The following is a 17,423-nucleotide window of genomic DNA, read 5'->3' as shown; positions in this document are numbered from 1 at the left end:
ATAAGTACAATGACATTTTGCTAAATAAACAGAGGCTTTTATGCAAATATACCTTGTGGGCGGAGCTGTTCGCGATCGACTCCTAAAGCGTCCTATCAAAGATAAAGACTTTGTGGTTGTTGGTGCAACCGTTGCAGAAATGATCGATGCAGGATTCCAGCAAGTCGGTGCAGACTTCCCTGTATTTTTGCATCCTAACAGTCATGAAGAGTACGCACTGGCACGCACGGAACGAAAGCAAGGATTAGGCTATCAAGGCTTTAGCATACATGCCAGCCCTGATGTGAGTTTAGAAGAAGACTTACAACGCCGTGACTTGACCATCAATGCCATGGCAATAGAAGTCACTAGCCTAAATGATGACACCCCTACCAATGGTGACGTCATTGACTATTACGGTGGACTGGTTGATTTAGAAAACAAAACTTTGCGCCATGTATCCAGTGCATTTAGCGAAGACCCATTACGCGTGCTCCGAACAGCTCGTTTCTATAGTCGTTACTATGATTTAGGGTTCAGTATCGCAGAAGATACCTTGACGCTAATGCGTCAACTGGTCGATTCAGGTGAGCTGACACATCTAAGTAGTGAACGCATTTGGCAAGAGTCCAGCCGTGCAACTATGCAATTATCGCCCCAAGTCTACTGGCAGCAGCTGTTCGAAATCGATGCACTGACAGAATATTTTGCGCCATTGCATCAGGCTTGGGCTACTACTCAGATACGAGAGACGGTACAGACTGCGCTATATTTTGCAGGGCAAATGAAATTGAGTCTGTCACAGCGTTGGGCACTGCTAATGAGTAGCCTTAATCCATCTCTATTTACCTCAGAGCCTATAAACGAAAATGCGAACAAATCAGCCAATATAAAAGATATTAATGAGATTGGCAACATGACTAAGGTACCAAAAGCACACACCCAATTTGCCAATTTATTTGTACAACAATCCGAAAATCTCAGCAAGATAAATAGCCTGAGCGCTGCTGAAAAAATAGACCTTGTACAAACCTGCGGGGCTCATAAAGAGCCTGATAAATTGTCTCAATTACTCGTGTGTAGTCATGTCCTACAACTGGCAGTGCAACATCGTCAGATGATGATCGCGCTAAATAGCTTTCATGCTATCGGCATGACAGATATAGCAGCAGACCTCAAGGGCCCAGCCATTGGTGCGGCATTGCGGCAAGCTAGAATTGAGCATTTACAAGTACAGAACTCACATAAAAAACATTAGAGAGCAGATAGTATCTTAGCTATGAATCAAACCATCGACGCCCTCCAATCAGAAAGCATCAATGCCAAAGCGCCAGTGATGCTCGTCACAGGAAGTGCTAAGCGTATTGGCGCAGCGATTATTAGAGCCGCTCACAGCCAAGGCTATCGAGTCATTATTCATTGTCATCATAGTGAATCAGAAGCCCAAGTATTGGCCACACAGCTGAATAGTCTGCGTGCGGATAGTGCATCGCTTATCATCGCCGATTTAGCCATCGTCGATGATAGCAACGCTTTGAGCACACTCGTCAAAAATATTGTAGAAACCTTTGGCCAACTAGATGTATTGGTACACAATGCTTCTCGCTTTTATCCTAGCCCACTTGGCAGCATTAATCACGCACAGTGGGACGAGCTATTTTTGACCAATGCCAAAGCGCCTTTATTATTGAGCCAAGCACTATTTCCTTACCTTAAAAACCAGCAAGGTTGTATTATCAACCTACTGGACATTCACGCGCATGATAAGCCGTTTAGCAATTATACTGTCTACAATATGGCAAAAGCGGCTCATCGTATGATGGTGCAGTCTTTAGCACTTGAGATGGCACCAGAGGTACGGGGCAATGGCGTCGCACCTGGCGTCAATATCTTACCTGACACTGATAGCGACCAAGCATTGGATCATGATCAGCAACGAAGTATCATCGGCTCAATCCCTATGCAGCGCATAGGTCGACCTGATGAAATTGCCCATAGCGTGCTGTATCTTGTGCAGGCCCATTACCTCACTGGTGAGATTATTACTGTTGATGGTGGTCGCAGTCTAACCCTAGCTGGTGGTCAAGTTTAATAGAAAATGGCACTTCATAAAAAATATCTTGATAATGGCCCATTTTTTGCTTGAAAAATTCAAAAAATCAGGTATCATTGTCCGTCTAGCGTTAGGGCCCATAGCTCAGTTGGTTAGAGCAGAGGACTCATAATCCTTTGGTCGTAGGTTCAAGTCCTACTGGGCCCACCAAATTCAAACCCTTACAGTCATTGACTTGTAAGGGTTTTTTATTGTCTAAAATTTATGCGAACACATTGATGTCATTAATTTTTTGATACTATCTTGATACTTTGACCCGTGCAGTAATTAAAGTATGATAACTACTAACACTATGGTTATTTGCTGCTACATGGGTGATATATGAAGGTTAAACTTACCAAAAAATTTATTGATTCAATAGACTATACCGCTAAAGGTACTGATATCTATATGGATGATGTATTGACTGGATTTGCACTACGTGTAGGTAAGCAGTCTAAACGCTATACATTACATAAGCGCATAAATGGAAAGCTATATCGAGATGAAGTAGAAGAAACACACTTGATTACACTAACCGAAGCACGTGAAAAAGCCAGCATAATGATGGTAAATATAAAAAAAGGTATGCATGTTTATGACGGGCTTCATGAAAACTTGGAAGAGCATAAAGATAAGACTAATAATGTACCAACACTAAGAGATGCCTATACCTACTTTAAATCAGTAAAGACTGAATTAGCTGAAAGTACTATTACTGATTATGATCGTCAAATACTACAGAATCTGAAAGACTGGCTAGATGTATCCTTAAACGATATATCTAAGTCAATGATAAGTGATAAACATAAAGAGATAAGCAAGCATAGTAAAGCTCAGGCTAACGCAACTATGAGAGCTCTAAGGTCAGTTTGGAATTATTGCCGTGATAGCTTTTTAGATGATAACGAAGACTTTTTAATTAAAGAGCAACCAGTACGCATACTTAACGCCAAGAAAGATTGGAATATAGTTAAGCCGCGTACTAAACATGTTGAAGAAGAATATTTAGGTATGTACCTCAAAACACTTTTGAATTATGTTGATAGAAGCTCACACATGCAAGCACCTCATAGCAATAATGCACGAGATATCATGTTGTTTTTTATGTTGACTGGCGTGCGTTTAAACGAAGCGCAGTCTTTAAAGTGGTCAGATATCGATCTCAAAGTTGGTAAAATAACATTCAAAGATACAAAAAATGGGTACAATCATGAGATACCTACTAGTGATATTTTATACGCTATACTTAAAGAAAGGTGGAGGTTAAGCACTGGTAAACGTTGGGTGTTTCCAAGCGCTTTGCAAGCCAGCGACGACCATGTAAAGGATTTGAGTGCCAGTTATAAAGCTATAGATAAACAAATCGATCTACATATCAGGCCACATGACTTACGCCGTACTTTTGGAACGGTAGCTAATAGCTTAAGCATCAGCTATCCAGTCCTTAAACGCTTGCTCAATCACCGCGAAACTAAATCAAGCGATGATGTTACCCTACAGTATGTTCAAGTGTCACAAAGACAGTTAAGAGACGCTTTAAACTCAATAGAGTCCTTTTACTGTGAGCATCTTGGCATGACACAAAGCGATTTCATAAAAGCACTCATATAGATCAAAGCTGCAATTCTTATCAAATTTATAGACCGAACCTAGTCCATAGCTTTTAAAATCTCACTAAAAGATAGCCAATACCATTAACAAATAACCTAGGTATTTGAGCACCCCCGACGAAGCGTAGTAATCATCAGTAATAGCCAAATTCTTATCAGAACGTTTACGCTTTTTCTGCACTACCCTTACCTCATAGCCGTGGAATTTTTCACGAGCACCGACACGTATTGAGCTGTTCAGACTCAAGTCTTTTTTAACATCACTTACAACTTGCTCGCTATATGCCCTAACCTGCCAATGACTGGCATCAATAAGCTGACAACCTATTAGCATAAAACTCTGTAGCGTCTCAAGCTGGGTCTCCTTAATACCAAAATGAATCGATGAGTTATTTAAGTTATGTTTATGTGCAAATATTTCAATAAACATTCTCAACTTCTCAGGATTCTTTGTGGACATCTGATAAGCTCTATCCAATGCTCTAATTATTACTTCTTGATTTTTGTTACCTTTAGGCCTACTTAGTAATAGCCTGTCATCATCAAACAGCTCGCTAGCGCGCAGATATAAACATTTAGATTCATTTAGACTGATACCATGTCTAATAGCAATCTCAGGTAACAGCTCATTTCTAGAGTTGATATTTAACTTCTGTAATTCCTCTAAAAAACCTATGACGTCCGAATATTTAGGATGAATGAAAATTGAATTTGTATTCGACTCTTTAAATCCATTCAAATTATCGTTTAACAGTTGCTGGCTAGCATTATGTTCAGGTTCATCTATATTCTTGAATAATGATACTTTATTGGAAGCTATCTTTTTAAGTAAATATGGTCTTATCTTATTTAGCTGCACCATCTTTGTCGTTGCATCATAAGCAGTTTTATTTTGTCTATATATAGCTGAATAACCAAGCCCTGTTATTAACTCTAAAACGGCTATAGGTAGCTGCAAGCACGCTCTGCTGAGCTGTTCCCCTGCTAGCAAGTGAGCAGTATGAATGTAATGCTCGAAGGTTGTGTCGCACGTTAAATGCCCTGCAAGACTTGCCAGCCCAAACCAAGCGCCCTGCTCTTTGTGATAACCAAGAATTCCTTTCACTATTTTTTCGCACTGGTCGTTATTATAATCCGTCATCACCTGTGCCAATGAAGATTCACGTAGCACTAATGCCAGTTGACTAATAGCAGTATGTCTAAAGCTATGAAATGTGAAGTCGTGCTCTCCTAGCAATCTATCCCAAATTAACTTCATGAGATTGCTAAAAAATACACTGGGTAACGGCTGATCACCTGATCCTTGAGAAAACAAGTAACGTCGCTTCAGTCTTTTCTGCTGATAATATAACTGAATAAATTGTTCCAGCTCGTCTTGCTTAAGTAAGCAATCAACCGGTATAAGCCTACTTGCACTGCTACTTTTCAATCTTCGATAGCGATTCGGTCTTAGCCATATTTGTGGTTGCTCTATTCGTTGTCCATGCTCATCAGCATAGATATCTGCTACATCAGCAACTTTAATACCGATGAGTTCCTTTATTCGCATTCCTGTTCGGTATGCCAGATTTAAGACTACTAAGCAAAGGTTTTTCTGTTCATAGTCTAGATCCGAGGTGACCAGATACTCTTTCATCGCATGATATATACGAGGCGATATCATACTCGCCTTTATAACCTGACGTTTATTACCCCATGGAAAATACACATATGGAGCATCGTAATACTCTATTTGATAATCATGAAATGCTCTCAGGCGACCATAGGTAAATTTTTGAGTATCTTTAAGCTGATCTAAGTAAGATACTTTAATGTCACTTGCCAGCTCATTTAATACGCTTGGGGAATCAGGTACCTCATTTTCGATAATGCCTGCATCTTCATTTATGTTACTTATAGCTTCATCGTTGAAATCAGAATCTTTTTTAAGTAGCGAAGATTTACGACCATCCTTAATCTTACTTTGAATAATCTCCTCATAGATAGCTTCAAAGTCCTCATCCGACCATTCATCAAGAGTCTCATCCATCGTTAGCATCAGCCAATCACGACCAATACAGCCCACGTATTTACTGATGGTATTTAACCTGTTATTGCTAGTGTTCAATAAGCTTCTTACCCACCCTAAAAGACGCATGGCATTCGGTTGAGTGAACTCCTGTTGTAATAACTCTATATGCAAAATAGCTGATACCCTGCTGCATTTGAGAGCATCTTGCACCTTTTTAACAAGATTTTTGCTAAAGCTTGGATAATTACTTTTATTGGTACTTCTTTTATTTGATCCTGAATAACTTGCTACAAACAGCTCTGACCACGTAAGTGGTAGCGGGTTTGAGCTAATCACCTCTTGATTATAATTAATAAGCTTATTTGTAGTTAAGCCAGTCGTTTTAATTTTTCCCTGTCTAACAATAGACAGCGCACTATCTATATCGGCACCCTTCATCTGCCGCCAATGATAGTCAGCGTATTTTATTAACTGCGATAAATGCGGTTTGCTTTTATCTTTATTTTGTAGTTTTAGCTTTTTACAAATATCACTGATAATGGTTTCAAACGACTTCACATCTTCTTTTTCTTTTTTTAACTTTTTATCTTTTAGCGCGTATAAAAAGCAAAGTGTCATATCATCAGGTATGTACTCTATATAGCGCTGTAAGCTTGTAGCAGATACATCCTCTGAGGTATATCCTTGCGTATAAGAACAACCGTAATTGTCATCATCAATACTGAGCAAAATTAGCGCCAAACTCTCGCTACTGACACCTGAACCTGATAATTCATCAGTTGCTGGTAGCTGCAATTGATATATCTCACGTTCGCCTAGCAGCCACTGATAGAGTGCTTTTAGTGCGTCTACGTCATTCAATCCACCATACATCACGCTACAGTAGAGTGCTGACTCAATTAAGTCATTATTTGAGAATCTTCTTTTTCGTTGCCATATTTCAATCATTTGCTGACTAGCAAGGCTTACTTGAGCGCCATTCACCATCCAGTCATAAGAGATGATTAAATTATCGCGCTCAGCTATGACAGGCACAACAGGTTCATCTAAATCAGTACCATTCTTTTTGTTGTAACTTCGAATGAATGCTAAAAAACCTTGTCTAGCTAAATAGTAAGTATGCGCGGTATCAAAGCGCGCCTTAAGCACGTTATCGATTGCTTGATAGCATTCAGTTAGGTCTGTTTCTGTGGTTATGTGATTGTCATCAACATACGACGCTATCAAAACTTTCGCCTCATTTTTGATAGCGTCATGACTTTTGCTTCTGTTTTCTTCTCTTAACTGATGAGCAACGGCATTATCCATATATAGTCACCTCAACTTGTCGTAGGTTAAGCTCAACTGCAACTTTATCTAAGTCAGCAGATAGTTCTTTTAGCTCATTAATCGATAGTGACGACATGGGGTGCATAGCCTCCTGATCTGGATGTTCATGACCATATAAGGCACAGATTAAATTCTCAGGAGACTTATTTGTTAGCATTGAGCGTAATTGATGCCTTAGCCAATTATCTTGATGGCTAAAAAAATGCCTTGTCTGATAACGAATTTTACTAGGCGCAATACCAGAAAACCCTTTAGGATTTTTACTGAAAAGCTGAATGATTGGCTGTTTAGAGTTCAATATGTCGTCTAGTGAGAATTGGTCATTTGGATAAATTGCATTATGGAGGACTGCAAATTGATTGATATATTCAATATAGTTTTGAATGGCTGTGATCAAGAAATCACTTAGAGGAATGAGTCTTCCTTGCCCTTGTCCCTGACGCTCTTCTTTATCGGACACCCATAACAGCCGCTGCCTAAAATCAAACTGATTTAAAAGCCCAGGCGCATGCTTTACGGGTCTAATTCCAGTCTGAATAAATATGATGTGCCATAGCCAGACACCATAAGCATTAAACTGCTCAATATAACGGTCCTGCCGTATATTAATGTTCCGTTTTAATCGACCGTTATAACTCTCAACTGCCTCAGCAAGACCATCAAAGAACCTTTGGCAGATATCAGTATTTAAAGTCATGTCACTACCGATATATTTTTTGTACTGATTACTTTTCGTGCTAGATAGAATAAATGGTCGAACTTCATTCTGAGCGTCCGCTGTACAACATTGGGTCAATAGATGTATAGCATTGCTGTACGTCTGCTCTAAGCTTATCGTCTCAATGCTGGTGTAATATAAAGGTGAACTGTGTTTCACATCAACCCCAGTCAGAATCTCGGCATGGAGTGGCTCATGAAGCTCATTCTTGATAATCGTATATAGACAAGCATCAATATGCTGGTTTGATAATGCTGGTAGATCTAGTTGCATTTTTAAGCTTACTAGCACCTCAGCGACCTCATTACTATTAACCAAAAACTTATGCTCAATAACTGCTTGTAGTCTAATTGGCAGAGGTAATTTAAATTTATTATCATAACTCTGACGATACGGTAATAAGTGACTTCTACGATTCGAGGTCACGTTAATAGTGATGCTCATAGCATAACTATCAGCAGCCGAACTGCTCTCATGACTCAGCCATTTGCGCTGACTTTTATCCAACTGCAGCTCATAAACCACTTCTTGAACCTTACGGCCACTTAGCATTGATAGTAATACAACTGCATAAACCTGACGCTGTTTGTAGCTGACAATGGTAAAAAGTTGCCACACCCGAGCAAATAGCATTTGATAGCTTAATAGGCTAAGTTGACGAATATTGGTGGGGAAATTAAATTGATTGCGACGGGCATGTCGATAGTTATTTTTTAGCTTCCATTGCTGCAACTCTGAGGATTTGGCTGTTGTCTTGGAAGGCTTGAAGTCATTGTCTAAAAGTTTAGGTGGTTCGTCGTCAGCAATATTTTCATCATAAGCAACATTATCATCTTTATGGGTGTTGCCAAATACTGTCGCTCTTAGTGGTTCGTCAGTACTATCAAGGTACAGCGTATTAGAGTGTCCTTTACTAGGCTCATTATCTTTTGAATTGGTATAAGTTTTGCCTACAAAGACTTTGTTCTCTGCAACCACTTCATAAGCAAGTCGTATGTGCCCAATTTTACCCGCCAATTTTTGATTAATGACTTTGCCCAATGCTTCGTCATTTTTTGTCTGAGCTTCATACTGACGTAACGCTGATAGTACGTTTGCCATTGAATCATGTTGAGCATGAATAGTAATTAACTTGTCGACGATTTTAGATTGTGGGTTGTTGTTCTTTAATCCCATTCTAAGACGCACACTTAGCTGATTGATTTTGGCAGAGTGCTCATCTTTACGTGCAGCAATCATAATAATGACTTGCAGGTATGCACTCATAAACTGCCATGCTTCATTATTAATATGTACTTGACCATGTCTCTGGTAAAACAAAACCAGCATATAAGTGACGGCCCAATCCTCAATCCTTTTCTCTTTGATAACTGTACAGGCAATAGCTTCACATTCAGACGGTGTCAATACCTGTGTATCTAGGCTGGCATGTTCACCAATGTGCATGTAAAAGTTTGGATTGATATCCAGCAGATTAACAATCAGATTTTGCACTTTTATATAGTGCGGTGAGTTAGAGGGTACTAGCTGTTCTAGGACTCTCTGTAATTCAGCATTATCAATATCAAATTTATGCATATTCATTAGCGTGCCTCACTCAGCCAGTCCATGCTTTTAGGCATGCCTATGACACGCTCTTCTGATGCAAACTTGCATTGTTGATACTCATAGTTGCTCTGGCTAATACGTGCAAAGCGGCAGTATTCCTTTACGGTCAAATACTTAATACGCATCAACTGACATATAACACTTTGAGGCGCGTTATTTTTCAGTGCCTTGAATAAATCAGGGTGATTGACATCTTTCAAGGAAATCAAACTGACTACGTCTCGCCATGCTAGCTGCTGAATATCATTGATACTTTCAGGGATGATTAAACATGGGTAATCACTATCATTCTCGAATCTTAAGACCTGATCGACTCTCTCGAAATCATTAAAGAAATAAAAAACATCGTTCTTTCCATCAACTAGGCGAAGTGGTGGACGGTAGAAGTTATCCAAAAACTTCATATTGATATAAGTAGTTTTAGGTCTCAGTCTCTGCCAAACACATAAAGCGGCTCTAGCGTACGGATGTACATACAAATCATCCTTACTAGTGTTGGTAAGTTTTTGCCCAACCTTAAACTTATTATTTTTCATCATATACTAAATATTAGTGAATATAATTCATGTTATATAATAACCACTCAGGTGTCAAACGCTTTAGTTTTGTGGGGCTTAAAATCGTAAAATAATTAATACTATTAAACAGTTAGTATTATTTTAGACATAAAAAAACCTCTTAACGCTATAGAAAATATAGCGTTAAGAGGTTATTACATTTTATGCTTTTGTTAGGTGAAAAGGTTAGAATTGGGGTTCGAAGTAAAGTTTCCAGTATCTAAGCAATAAGTGTCCCTGTCAGCTGGTTACCGACCTCTTTAAGCCGCTTAATTGCGGTTTTCTGGGCAGAACAATCCAACCAACAACAGAAAGCAAGGACAGATATGACAATGAATCGATTACTAACAGCGTCACTAGGCGCAATCATGTTATCTAGTGCGTCAATGGCTATGGCTGACGTACATCCCATTTATGATCACTCAGGCAACGTTGATGGGTGCGGATACAAAAACGATGCTGGGAAAGTCGTTGTTGCTGTTGGAACATACGATAGCTGCGGAGAGATGTCAGACGGCATGGCTTATGTCGGCAAAGAAGAACTTGATAGCTCAGAAGAATATAAGGCGAAGCAAGGCTTTATTGATGCTACTGGCAAACTGGTAATACCGATTAAGTATGATGTTGAAAATGGTATGGATGAATATATCTACCAAAGTTTCAGTGAAGGATTGGTTGCAGTGTACAAGTCCAATAAAGATGGCTCTTATGGCGGTGTGTATGGCTATATGGACAAGAAAGGCAAAATCGTCATCCCTTACGCTTATGGCTTTGCTAGTGAGTTTGAGAACGGTGTGGCGATTGTTCAAAAAGACGGAGATTACGGCACAATCGACAAGGCTGGAAAGTCGATTACTAAAGCAAGATACGATCAAATCATGGGTTATTCCGAAGGGTTGGCGATTGTTTCAGTAGATCAGCTATACGGTGCTATCGACCTTAAAGGCAAGCTTGTTGTGCCTATAGAGTTTGATAGACTGGATTATTTTAGCGAGGGTCTGGCTGTATACAACGTGCTCCGAGATCCAAGTGATTATGAAGGCACTTACGGCTATATCGACAAAAATGGTAACAACGTTATTAATGCACAGTGGAGCAATGCCAAACCTTTTGCTGAGGGTCTAGCAGCAGTTCGTTCTGACGACGGTGAGGCTGGCAAGTGGGGCATCATTGATAAGTCGGGCAAGTATGTCGTTAAACCAAAATATAGTGCTGCCTCTATTGAGTTAGAAACAGACCAATATTCATTTGATGACGGTCATTATAAAAACGGCATTATGTACATGTACAACACTTCGCCAAGCGGTGTTACTCGCTACACATTAGATAAGACAGGCAAGGTACTGGCGACCAATAAATTTAAGGATTGGGACAAAGCAGCTGACGATGCCATTAACAAGAAATTAATCGATCTTAATCATGGGTGGTAGCGATTGGTTGCAGTATGTCTTAGCTTGGTGCGAATAACGACTCACCGTAAACGCTAGGTATGCACCACCAGAGCACTTTCAGTCACAGTATGACCTTCTTATTTGCCGTTTAGAGTATTCAAAGGCAATGTAGAGCCATACTGTGCGTTCTGTATAGGTGATAATTGGAGGATCAACCGATGAAATGTCCTGCCGTGTTCAAAAATAATGGTAATAGCTACGTGGTAACCTTTCGTGACGTATCTCAAGCAATAACACATGGTTCAAGCTACAAGGAAGCCTATACATCCAACCATTCACATCAATGTTAGATGGCTAAACACATTCATATCTTTAGCGGTACTTCTAAATAGATGAAAGCAGTTGTAAGAAGTATATGCATGTAAAAAGGACGCAACAGCTAATGTTGCGTCCTTTTCTTTTAGTATTTTTCTGTATTTAAAATCAGCGATGAGTCAGAAATCAAGACTTTAAGAAGTGACTTTGTATAGTACGATACAAAGTCTGAACTGCACCCTGACTTTTAAGGTGAGCGAGAATTAATGAGTGTCTGGGAGAAACTTACCTAAAGCTCAAGGCACAGAGCTGACCTATACTGTCAAATCTATAGACATTGACTTGGGAGATTTTAGTTACGCAGCCTGACGATAAAAGTCAAACCACACCTGTCTTAGCGATTTAAAGCATAAGCTCTTTTGAATCCTCGTTTCACTGCGAGCACAGCTCTTGTCTTGCCTCGCTGCAAAGCAGTTACCTTTAGTGCTCCTTGAGCCTGCAAACTGATGTCGCTTGATGATCTTATGGTAGGAATGACTGCAATACCGGAGTTTTTCAAGCTAGTTGTCACCATCAAGCCCAATTAAGCAGCTTGTAATATCATTTTTATTGCTATTTTTAAAATGAGGACACACCCTAGTAAAACCTATACATGTAAGATAGTGTCGTATTATGATATTTGGTTGACTTACATCGACATGATAGAGATGAACCAAGCGATCTTTAGATGAATAACATTCATTCAAAAAATTAAATAGTGAATTATATTACAATGAATCATGTATCAAACCCTTTATTTTCAGACGCTCTAAAATACAATTATCGTGATTAAACGGTATCGCTGTCACGTATTTTTTTATCTGTACTTTTATGTGAGTGAGTAGTTTAAAGTCAAAGATTGATCTGAAAATACAACGCCCTCCCTTATTGATAATTTTCCAATACTATACTGCTGTGCATTGACTCTGAACTCATCTGGTTCCGAATGCCACTAAAAGCTCTAACTACTAAAAACAGGGGAATGCTAAAAGACTTTCGTTAGACAAACGATCGTTCATCAGGTCTAGAGAATAGCTGTTTTTTGAGTCGCTATAATAAACTCAGCAGCAAAAAATGCAGTCATTCCGGCTCAAATTAAAAACTCATAAAAGGACATAGCAATGAAATTCTCAAAAATACTCATGGCGCTTCCGTTGTCATTACTCTCTGTTAGTGCTATTGCAGGTATGGCCGATATCAATGGTAGTACCAAATGTACCATCGTTGATTCTATTATTAAAAATAAAGCCATCGTAAAAGCTTGTACTTACGAGGGTGCCGTAGGAGGAAGTATGAGTTATGCCATTAGTCAGCTGAATTTCAAACTCTCTAATGGCAGTATCTATCGTACCGTGGATAATGCGACGTTTGACTTTAATAAAAGCGGACAGGTCCAAAATTTAAAAGAGACTGTGTTACTAAATGGTAAGACAGCCGAGGTTGTAAGACTCCATCATAAAACATTTAAAAAAATCTCTGATAAAGACATAGACAGTCGCTATGAAAGCGTAAAACCTGACTTTTCTGATGTTTTACAGTGTTTCAAATACGTTAAGCAAGACGCTGCGTTCTGCCTGTCTTATGAGTTTATCAATAGAATATCTTAATCGTTATTTGGCCATCGTTTATTGATTACGCTACACATTAACCAGATACACTCATCTATTGGAGTCATTATGAAATTAATTCACCTATCCTCTTTGGCGTTGTTAGTAACTGCGTCTTTATTGTCTGCTAATACACTGGCTGCACCTAAACTCTCTAAGAGTATCAGTAGCACTACAAGCAGTGATATGGTTCATGTATTTGGCTGGATGGAGGATGCTTGTGATGGTGAACAGCCACCTTACAAAAAGATTTATGATAAACATGCAGTATTTATAAACAGTATTAGAGGTCAAAGACCTTATGAGGATTTAGTCAAGCCAAAGGCGCAGTGGTCGTCAGAATATCGTAATACGATAAAAGAGGTAAAAATGAACGTCAGTGATATATACACTGAGTATCGAGTCATTTTTAATAAAGGCGTCACTTACCGTGGTCAACCTCTAGAAGAATATATATTTAGTTTTATACCTGAATCATCAGGTGGTCAAAACACTTTAAAGTTCTCATCCAATGCCAGTCTACCTAGTATTATGTCGAACTTTCAAACTCGTCAGGTAGAGTACTGGGGTGAAATGGAAGATCGAGGCGCTATCTACAATCCTAAAAATAAAATGGTGACCTGTGAATTTTGGTAAAAATATCTTTGTGAGCAATGATGACCTGTAGCCTGGTGCGTGTCATCATTGTTATATCAGGCCCACCTGCAAAGCATTGCTGCGAAATTAGTTCGAACACAGAGCTGCTATATGCTACTAAGACAAATTGTCTTAGGTAACGATGGCATCATTTTTATGGTAGCCAATATATCAATATTACATAACTTATCTGAGAGACTAAAGCTATAAAAACCCTTCAAGCCATGCTGTATATGACGTATATTTTTCTCAAGCTTTTATTATTCCTAGGTGAGCTTGTCAAGATCGGGGTTTGTCTCAACTGTCTATTTTTGCATCTAAGCCCTCTACTACGTTCTGTATATTTAATAACTGCTTGCGAATATCTATAGCAGATGCTCCTAAATCCACGGTAGAAAATTGAATCTTATGGTTTTGAATGACAACATACTCATCAATATTTTCGCCTACTGCAGGATGAATAAACAGACCACAAGCATTATCATCTAGAAGGTCATCACTACCCTCTTGAGACCTCAAGTAAGCATACATTTGATAAAGATAGCCACTTCTCAATGTTTGATCTCGATACCAGCCTTTTGTTACGACGGCATTGAATTTAGTATCGATAACGATTCGACATCCCAATTCTGTATTATCGATGATGATATCTGTCTTCATATTAGGGAGAATTTTATCGATGCCAGCACTATTACTGTCAATCTGCCACTTAATTATCTTGCCAGCTTTGACCTGCCAGCACGGTTGTGGAAGAACCGTATCATAAAACCCTGCCACCCCTTTTTCAAAGAGCTTACGAAGCCAAGGTAGATTATCTCTTTCTGGCAAAGACAGCTGCCTTGTACCGGCAGACTCAGTTGGTAAAGCCAAGTTAAACGCCAAATGGGCCACCGTTACCATAGGTTTATCTTCAGCATCATGTCTTCCAAACCTATCTACTGAGACCTCACTACGACTAGGGCGTATTTGGCTGACACCCATACGCCTTAAGCGTGTATCTAATGACCGGCACCTATGAGCCAGTTCTTTACGTTTAACGATTTTAGAGATGACCTCAAGAGCAGCACGCACATATCTATTACGCGGCGTATCGATGGTCAATTCATCAAAGCGACAAGCTACCTGACCGCGCTCAAGCAACCTACCTCTTTCAGTGCTCAGCAAGTCTATCCGCCCCCGGACACGACTGAGCACAGCATCACGAGACTGATAGCTGTAGCTCAAATTTCGCTGAATACGGCGTTCAACCCGTCGACAAAGCATTTCTGCTATTAAGTCTGGAATGTCATCAGGATTGTCTTCGACTGCTACATTAGCGGCATCCAGCTCTCTATAAATATCTGATGCATATAGCATGAGCAACCAAAGATTACGAATAGGTATCTTGCCTATATGCTTAATATCATCACAAGGTTCAGCAAGTACATCTTCTGTAACAGACATATAATTACAAGCCTTTGACCAAAAGTTCTTGGGCTGCTTGAGACTTTTCAAGGTCATCAAACCAGTATTCATCTAGTAAAGGACCTATCTCTGTTTCTACCACCTCACTAAACCATTCTTTAGCATCTGTGATATTCATACCAGTAGCTGGTGTAACATAGCTATGGCCTACTTGAAATTGAGCACCAAGACTTACATCTGCAGTAATTGCATTATTTAGAGCATTCAGACGGCTTTCAATCTCATTCAGCATATTCGAATCAATACTATTTTTAGATTGTACCCAATCGTGCCAAGCTTCACCAAGCGTAGGTTTAAGATCAATGAACGCAAAGCGACGACGTAGCGCAAGATCAACCAATGCGAGTGAGCGATCAGCAATATTCATCGTGCCTACAACATATAGGTTATCAGGTATAAAGACACGCTCACCATCTTCCCTCTTATAAGATAGCTCTAGTGCTTCATCTGGTGTTCTTTTATCCGTCTCAAGTAATGTCAGCATCTCACCAAATACTTGAGCAGGGTTCCCTCGGTTGATTTCTTCAATGACAATAACGTGTTTCGAATCAGGGTCTTTGATGGCGTTGTCGATCATCTCCATGAAAGGACCATCTACCAATGTCAGCTTACCTTCACCCGATGGTCTCCAACCACGGATAAAATCCTCATAAGAAAGATTAGGATGAAACTGTACGGCCCGTACTTTGCTATCGTCTCGATAACCGATTAAAGCAAATGCTAGCCTTTTAGCTAGCCAAGTTTTGCCTGTTCCAGGAGGTCCTTGAAGTATGATGTTTTTCTTAGTATGCAAACGTTTAAGAATCTTTTCAATCTTAATTTCAGGTAGGAAACATCCGTCAGTAATGATGTTATCGATAGAATATGCTTCAATAGGTACTTCGGTCTCAAGCTCAGAATAGGGTTCAGCATGAAGGTCACTGATCATGTCTTCATCTAACAAGCGATACACCCCTTTACTGAGTGACTCCATTTCTCCATCTTTAACCATTTCTTTTAATAAAAACTTAACCCCTCCTCCAATATCTTTCCTATCAGGATATCTTTCTTCAAGATCCTTAGTAAATCTTTCTAAAAACTCATTTACCGTAAATTCATAAGACTGTTTTTCATAACAAAGCTGTTTTACTTGAGATGAGATAATATCTTTCCAATTCTTTTTAGAGATTTCATCAGTCTTACCTGTGCCAGGTGCACCATATAAAACTGTATCTGGTGAATCAAAATCTAATAAGCTATCACGCATCTCATAAACATAAAACATCTTATCAATTACACCGAAGTGTCTATCTTCACTCTCCAAACCAAGCTCATCAAAAATAGTAGAATCTAACTGCTTTGCAAGTTTAATATAGGTTTCAGGATTACTATTATTTTTTCGCAATTTTTCTAAACCAACAAATTTAAAGCCTTCTGAACAATAACCATTGGTCAATGGAAAAGCAGTTGGGAAAATTGGATAGATAATATTGGCAACTATATTGGTGGTAAGCTGGTTCACACTAAAATCCAAGCCTGAATCTAAATATAATTGTCTTGCCTTTTCTTTATTACTTTTATCGGATTGGTATAGCTCAGATAGACATTCGATAAGATGTTTAAGATTAGTAGCAAATTCAATATATTCTATTTTTAGAATATCACTTAAGTCTACATATTTAATGACTCCAAAGCTTCTATAGAATCCGCCAGCAGCAACCGATGACGATGATATATCATGCTCTTTAGGAGGGTTTAAATCTTTAATCTTATCTAAATAACAATCTTTAGCCACTGTCATATGATTTTTTATAACGGCGTTCTTATCTTTTATGAGATCTAGCTTTTTTTCAAATGGAACACCTATACTGAGTTTCAAAATATTTACTATAAAATCTACTGGATGATTATTTATCTCATCATCAGTGGTCTGATTAATATACGCCATTATAAATTCTGCTGAAAGCGTAGCACCTAGCTTTTCAACTTCAATATAATTGAGGTCTTTTGTTCTATCATACAAATTTTGTAAGTTCATTTTTACCCTATTTAAGATTAGTGACTAATTTTGAGTTGATTCTTCTA

General features: G+C 39.0%; 11 protein-coding genes and 1 tRNA gene. 7 read left to right on the top strand and 5 right to left on the bottom strand.

Translation table 11 applies throughout. The annotated features are described in order from the left end of the window. Positions 1-40: 40 nt before the first annotated feature. The 4 genes from JMW61_RS10065 to JMW61_RS10050 all read left to right on the top strand — a co-directional run bounded on the left by JMW61_RS10065 (position 41) and on the right by JMW61_RS10050 (position 3,685). On the top strand, positions 41-1,237 hold the full coding sequence (locus JMW61_RS10065; protein WP_201550965.1) for a tRNA nucleotidyltransferase: 1,197 nt from the start codon (positions 41-43) through the stop codon (positions 1,235-1,237). Between the two features lie 21 nt (positions 1,238-1,258). Next, complete coding sequence (locus JMW61_RS10060; RefSeq protein ID WP_201550963.1) at positions 1,259-2,071, top strand: pteridine reductase; 813 nt, start codon at positions 1,259-1,261, stop codon at positions 2,069-2,071. A gap of 94 nt (positions 2,072-2,165) precedes the next feature. Then, positions 2,166-2,242, top strand: a tRNA-Ile gene (locus JMW61_RS10055). 171 nt (positions 2,243-2,413) lie between these two features. After that, positions 2,414-3,685 carry a tyrosine-type recombinase/integrase gene (locus tag JMW61_RS10050; RefSeq protein ID WP_201550961.1) on the top strand — a complete coding sequence of 424 codons (1,272 nt, stop codon included), beginning with the start codon at positions 2,414-2,416 and terminating at the stop codon, positions 3,683-3,685. A 63-nt stretch (positions 3,686-3,748) separates the two neighbouring features. Here JMW61_RS10050 and JMW61_RS10045 read toward each other — a convergent pair whose 3' ends face one another. The 3 genes from JMW61_RS10045 to JMW61_RS10035 are packed head-to-tail and all read right to left on the bottom strand — an operon-like array spanning position 3,749 to position 9,889. Then, complete coding sequence (locus JMW61_RS10045; RefSeq protein WP_201550959.1) at positions 3,749-7,003, bottom strand: site-specific integrase; 3,255 nt, start codon at positions 7,001-7,003, stop codon at positions 3,749-3,751. Continuing rightward, a complete protein-coding gene (locus JMW61_RS10040; protein WP_201550957.1) occupies positions 6,996-9,326 on the bottom strand; it encodes a hypothetical protein in 2,331 nt (776 codons plus the stop codon). The genes JMW61_RS10045 and JMW61_RS10040 overlap by 8 nt, the downstream gene beginning before the upstream one ends. Beyond that, a complete protein-coding gene (locus JMW61_RS10035; protein WP_201550956.1) occupies positions 9,326-9,889 on the bottom strand; it encodes a hypothetical protein in 564 nt (187 codons plus the stop codon). Before JMW61_RS10035 ends, JMW61_RS10040 begins: the two co-directional genes overlap by 1 nt. Before the next feature lie 350 nt (positions 9,890-10,239). Here JMW61_RS10035 and JMW61_RS10030 point away from each other — a divergent pair, with 350 nt between their 5' ends. The 3 genes from JMW61_RS10030 (at position 10,240) to JMW61_RS10020 (ending at position 13,895) form a co-directional block, all read left to right on the top strand. Beyond that, a complete protein-coding gene (locus JMW61_RS10030) occupies positions 10,240-11,337 on the top strand; it encodes a WG repeat-containing protein (protein ID WP_201550954.1) in 1,098 nt (365 codons plus the stop codon). A 1,436-nt stretch (positions 11,338-12,773) separates the two neighbouring features. After that, positions 12,774-13,259: a hypothetical protein gene (locus JMW61_RS10025; protein WP_201550952.1), complete on the top strand. Its 486-nt coding sequence runs from the start codon at positions 12,774-12,776 to the stop codon at positions 13,257-13,259. A gap of 69 nt (positions 13,260-13,328) precedes the next feature. Then, positions 13,329-13,895 carry a hypothetical protein gene (locus JMW61_RS10020; protein ID WP_201550950.1) on the top strand — a complete coding sequence of 189 codons (567 nt, stop codon included), beginning with the start codon at positions 13,329-13,331 and terminating at the stop codon, positions 13,893-13,895. Positions 13,896-14,192: 297 nt separating this feature from the next. Here the strand turns inward: JMW61_RS10020 and mcrC are convergent, their stop codons facing one another. Beyond that, positions 14,193-15,338 (bottom strand): 5-methylcytosine-specific restriction endonuclease system specificity protein McrC, encoded by a 1,146-nt coding sequence (mcrC, locus tag JMW61_RS10015; RefSeq protein WP_201550948.1) that lies wholly within the window; start codon positions 15,336-15,338, stop codon positions 14,193-14,195. Positions 15,339-15,342: 4 nt separating this feature from the next. After that, positions 15,343-17,376, bottom strand: coding sequence for an AAA family ATPase (locus JMW61_RS10010; protein WP_201550946.1), 2,034 nt, complete (start codon positions 17,374-17,376; stop codon positions 15,343-15,345). Between the last annotated feature and the right edge of the window lie 47 nt (positions 17,377-17,423).

The sequence above is a fragment of the Psychrobacter fjordensis genome (genome assembly GCF_904845995.1).
GTDB classification, from domain to species: domain Bacteria; phylum Pseudomonadota; class Gammaproteobacteria; order Pseudomonadales; family Moraxellaceae; genus Psychrobacter; species Psychrobacter fjordensis.
Note: the sequence above shows the minus strand (reverse complement) of the source record. Positions and strands in the feature narration are given on the sequence as shown.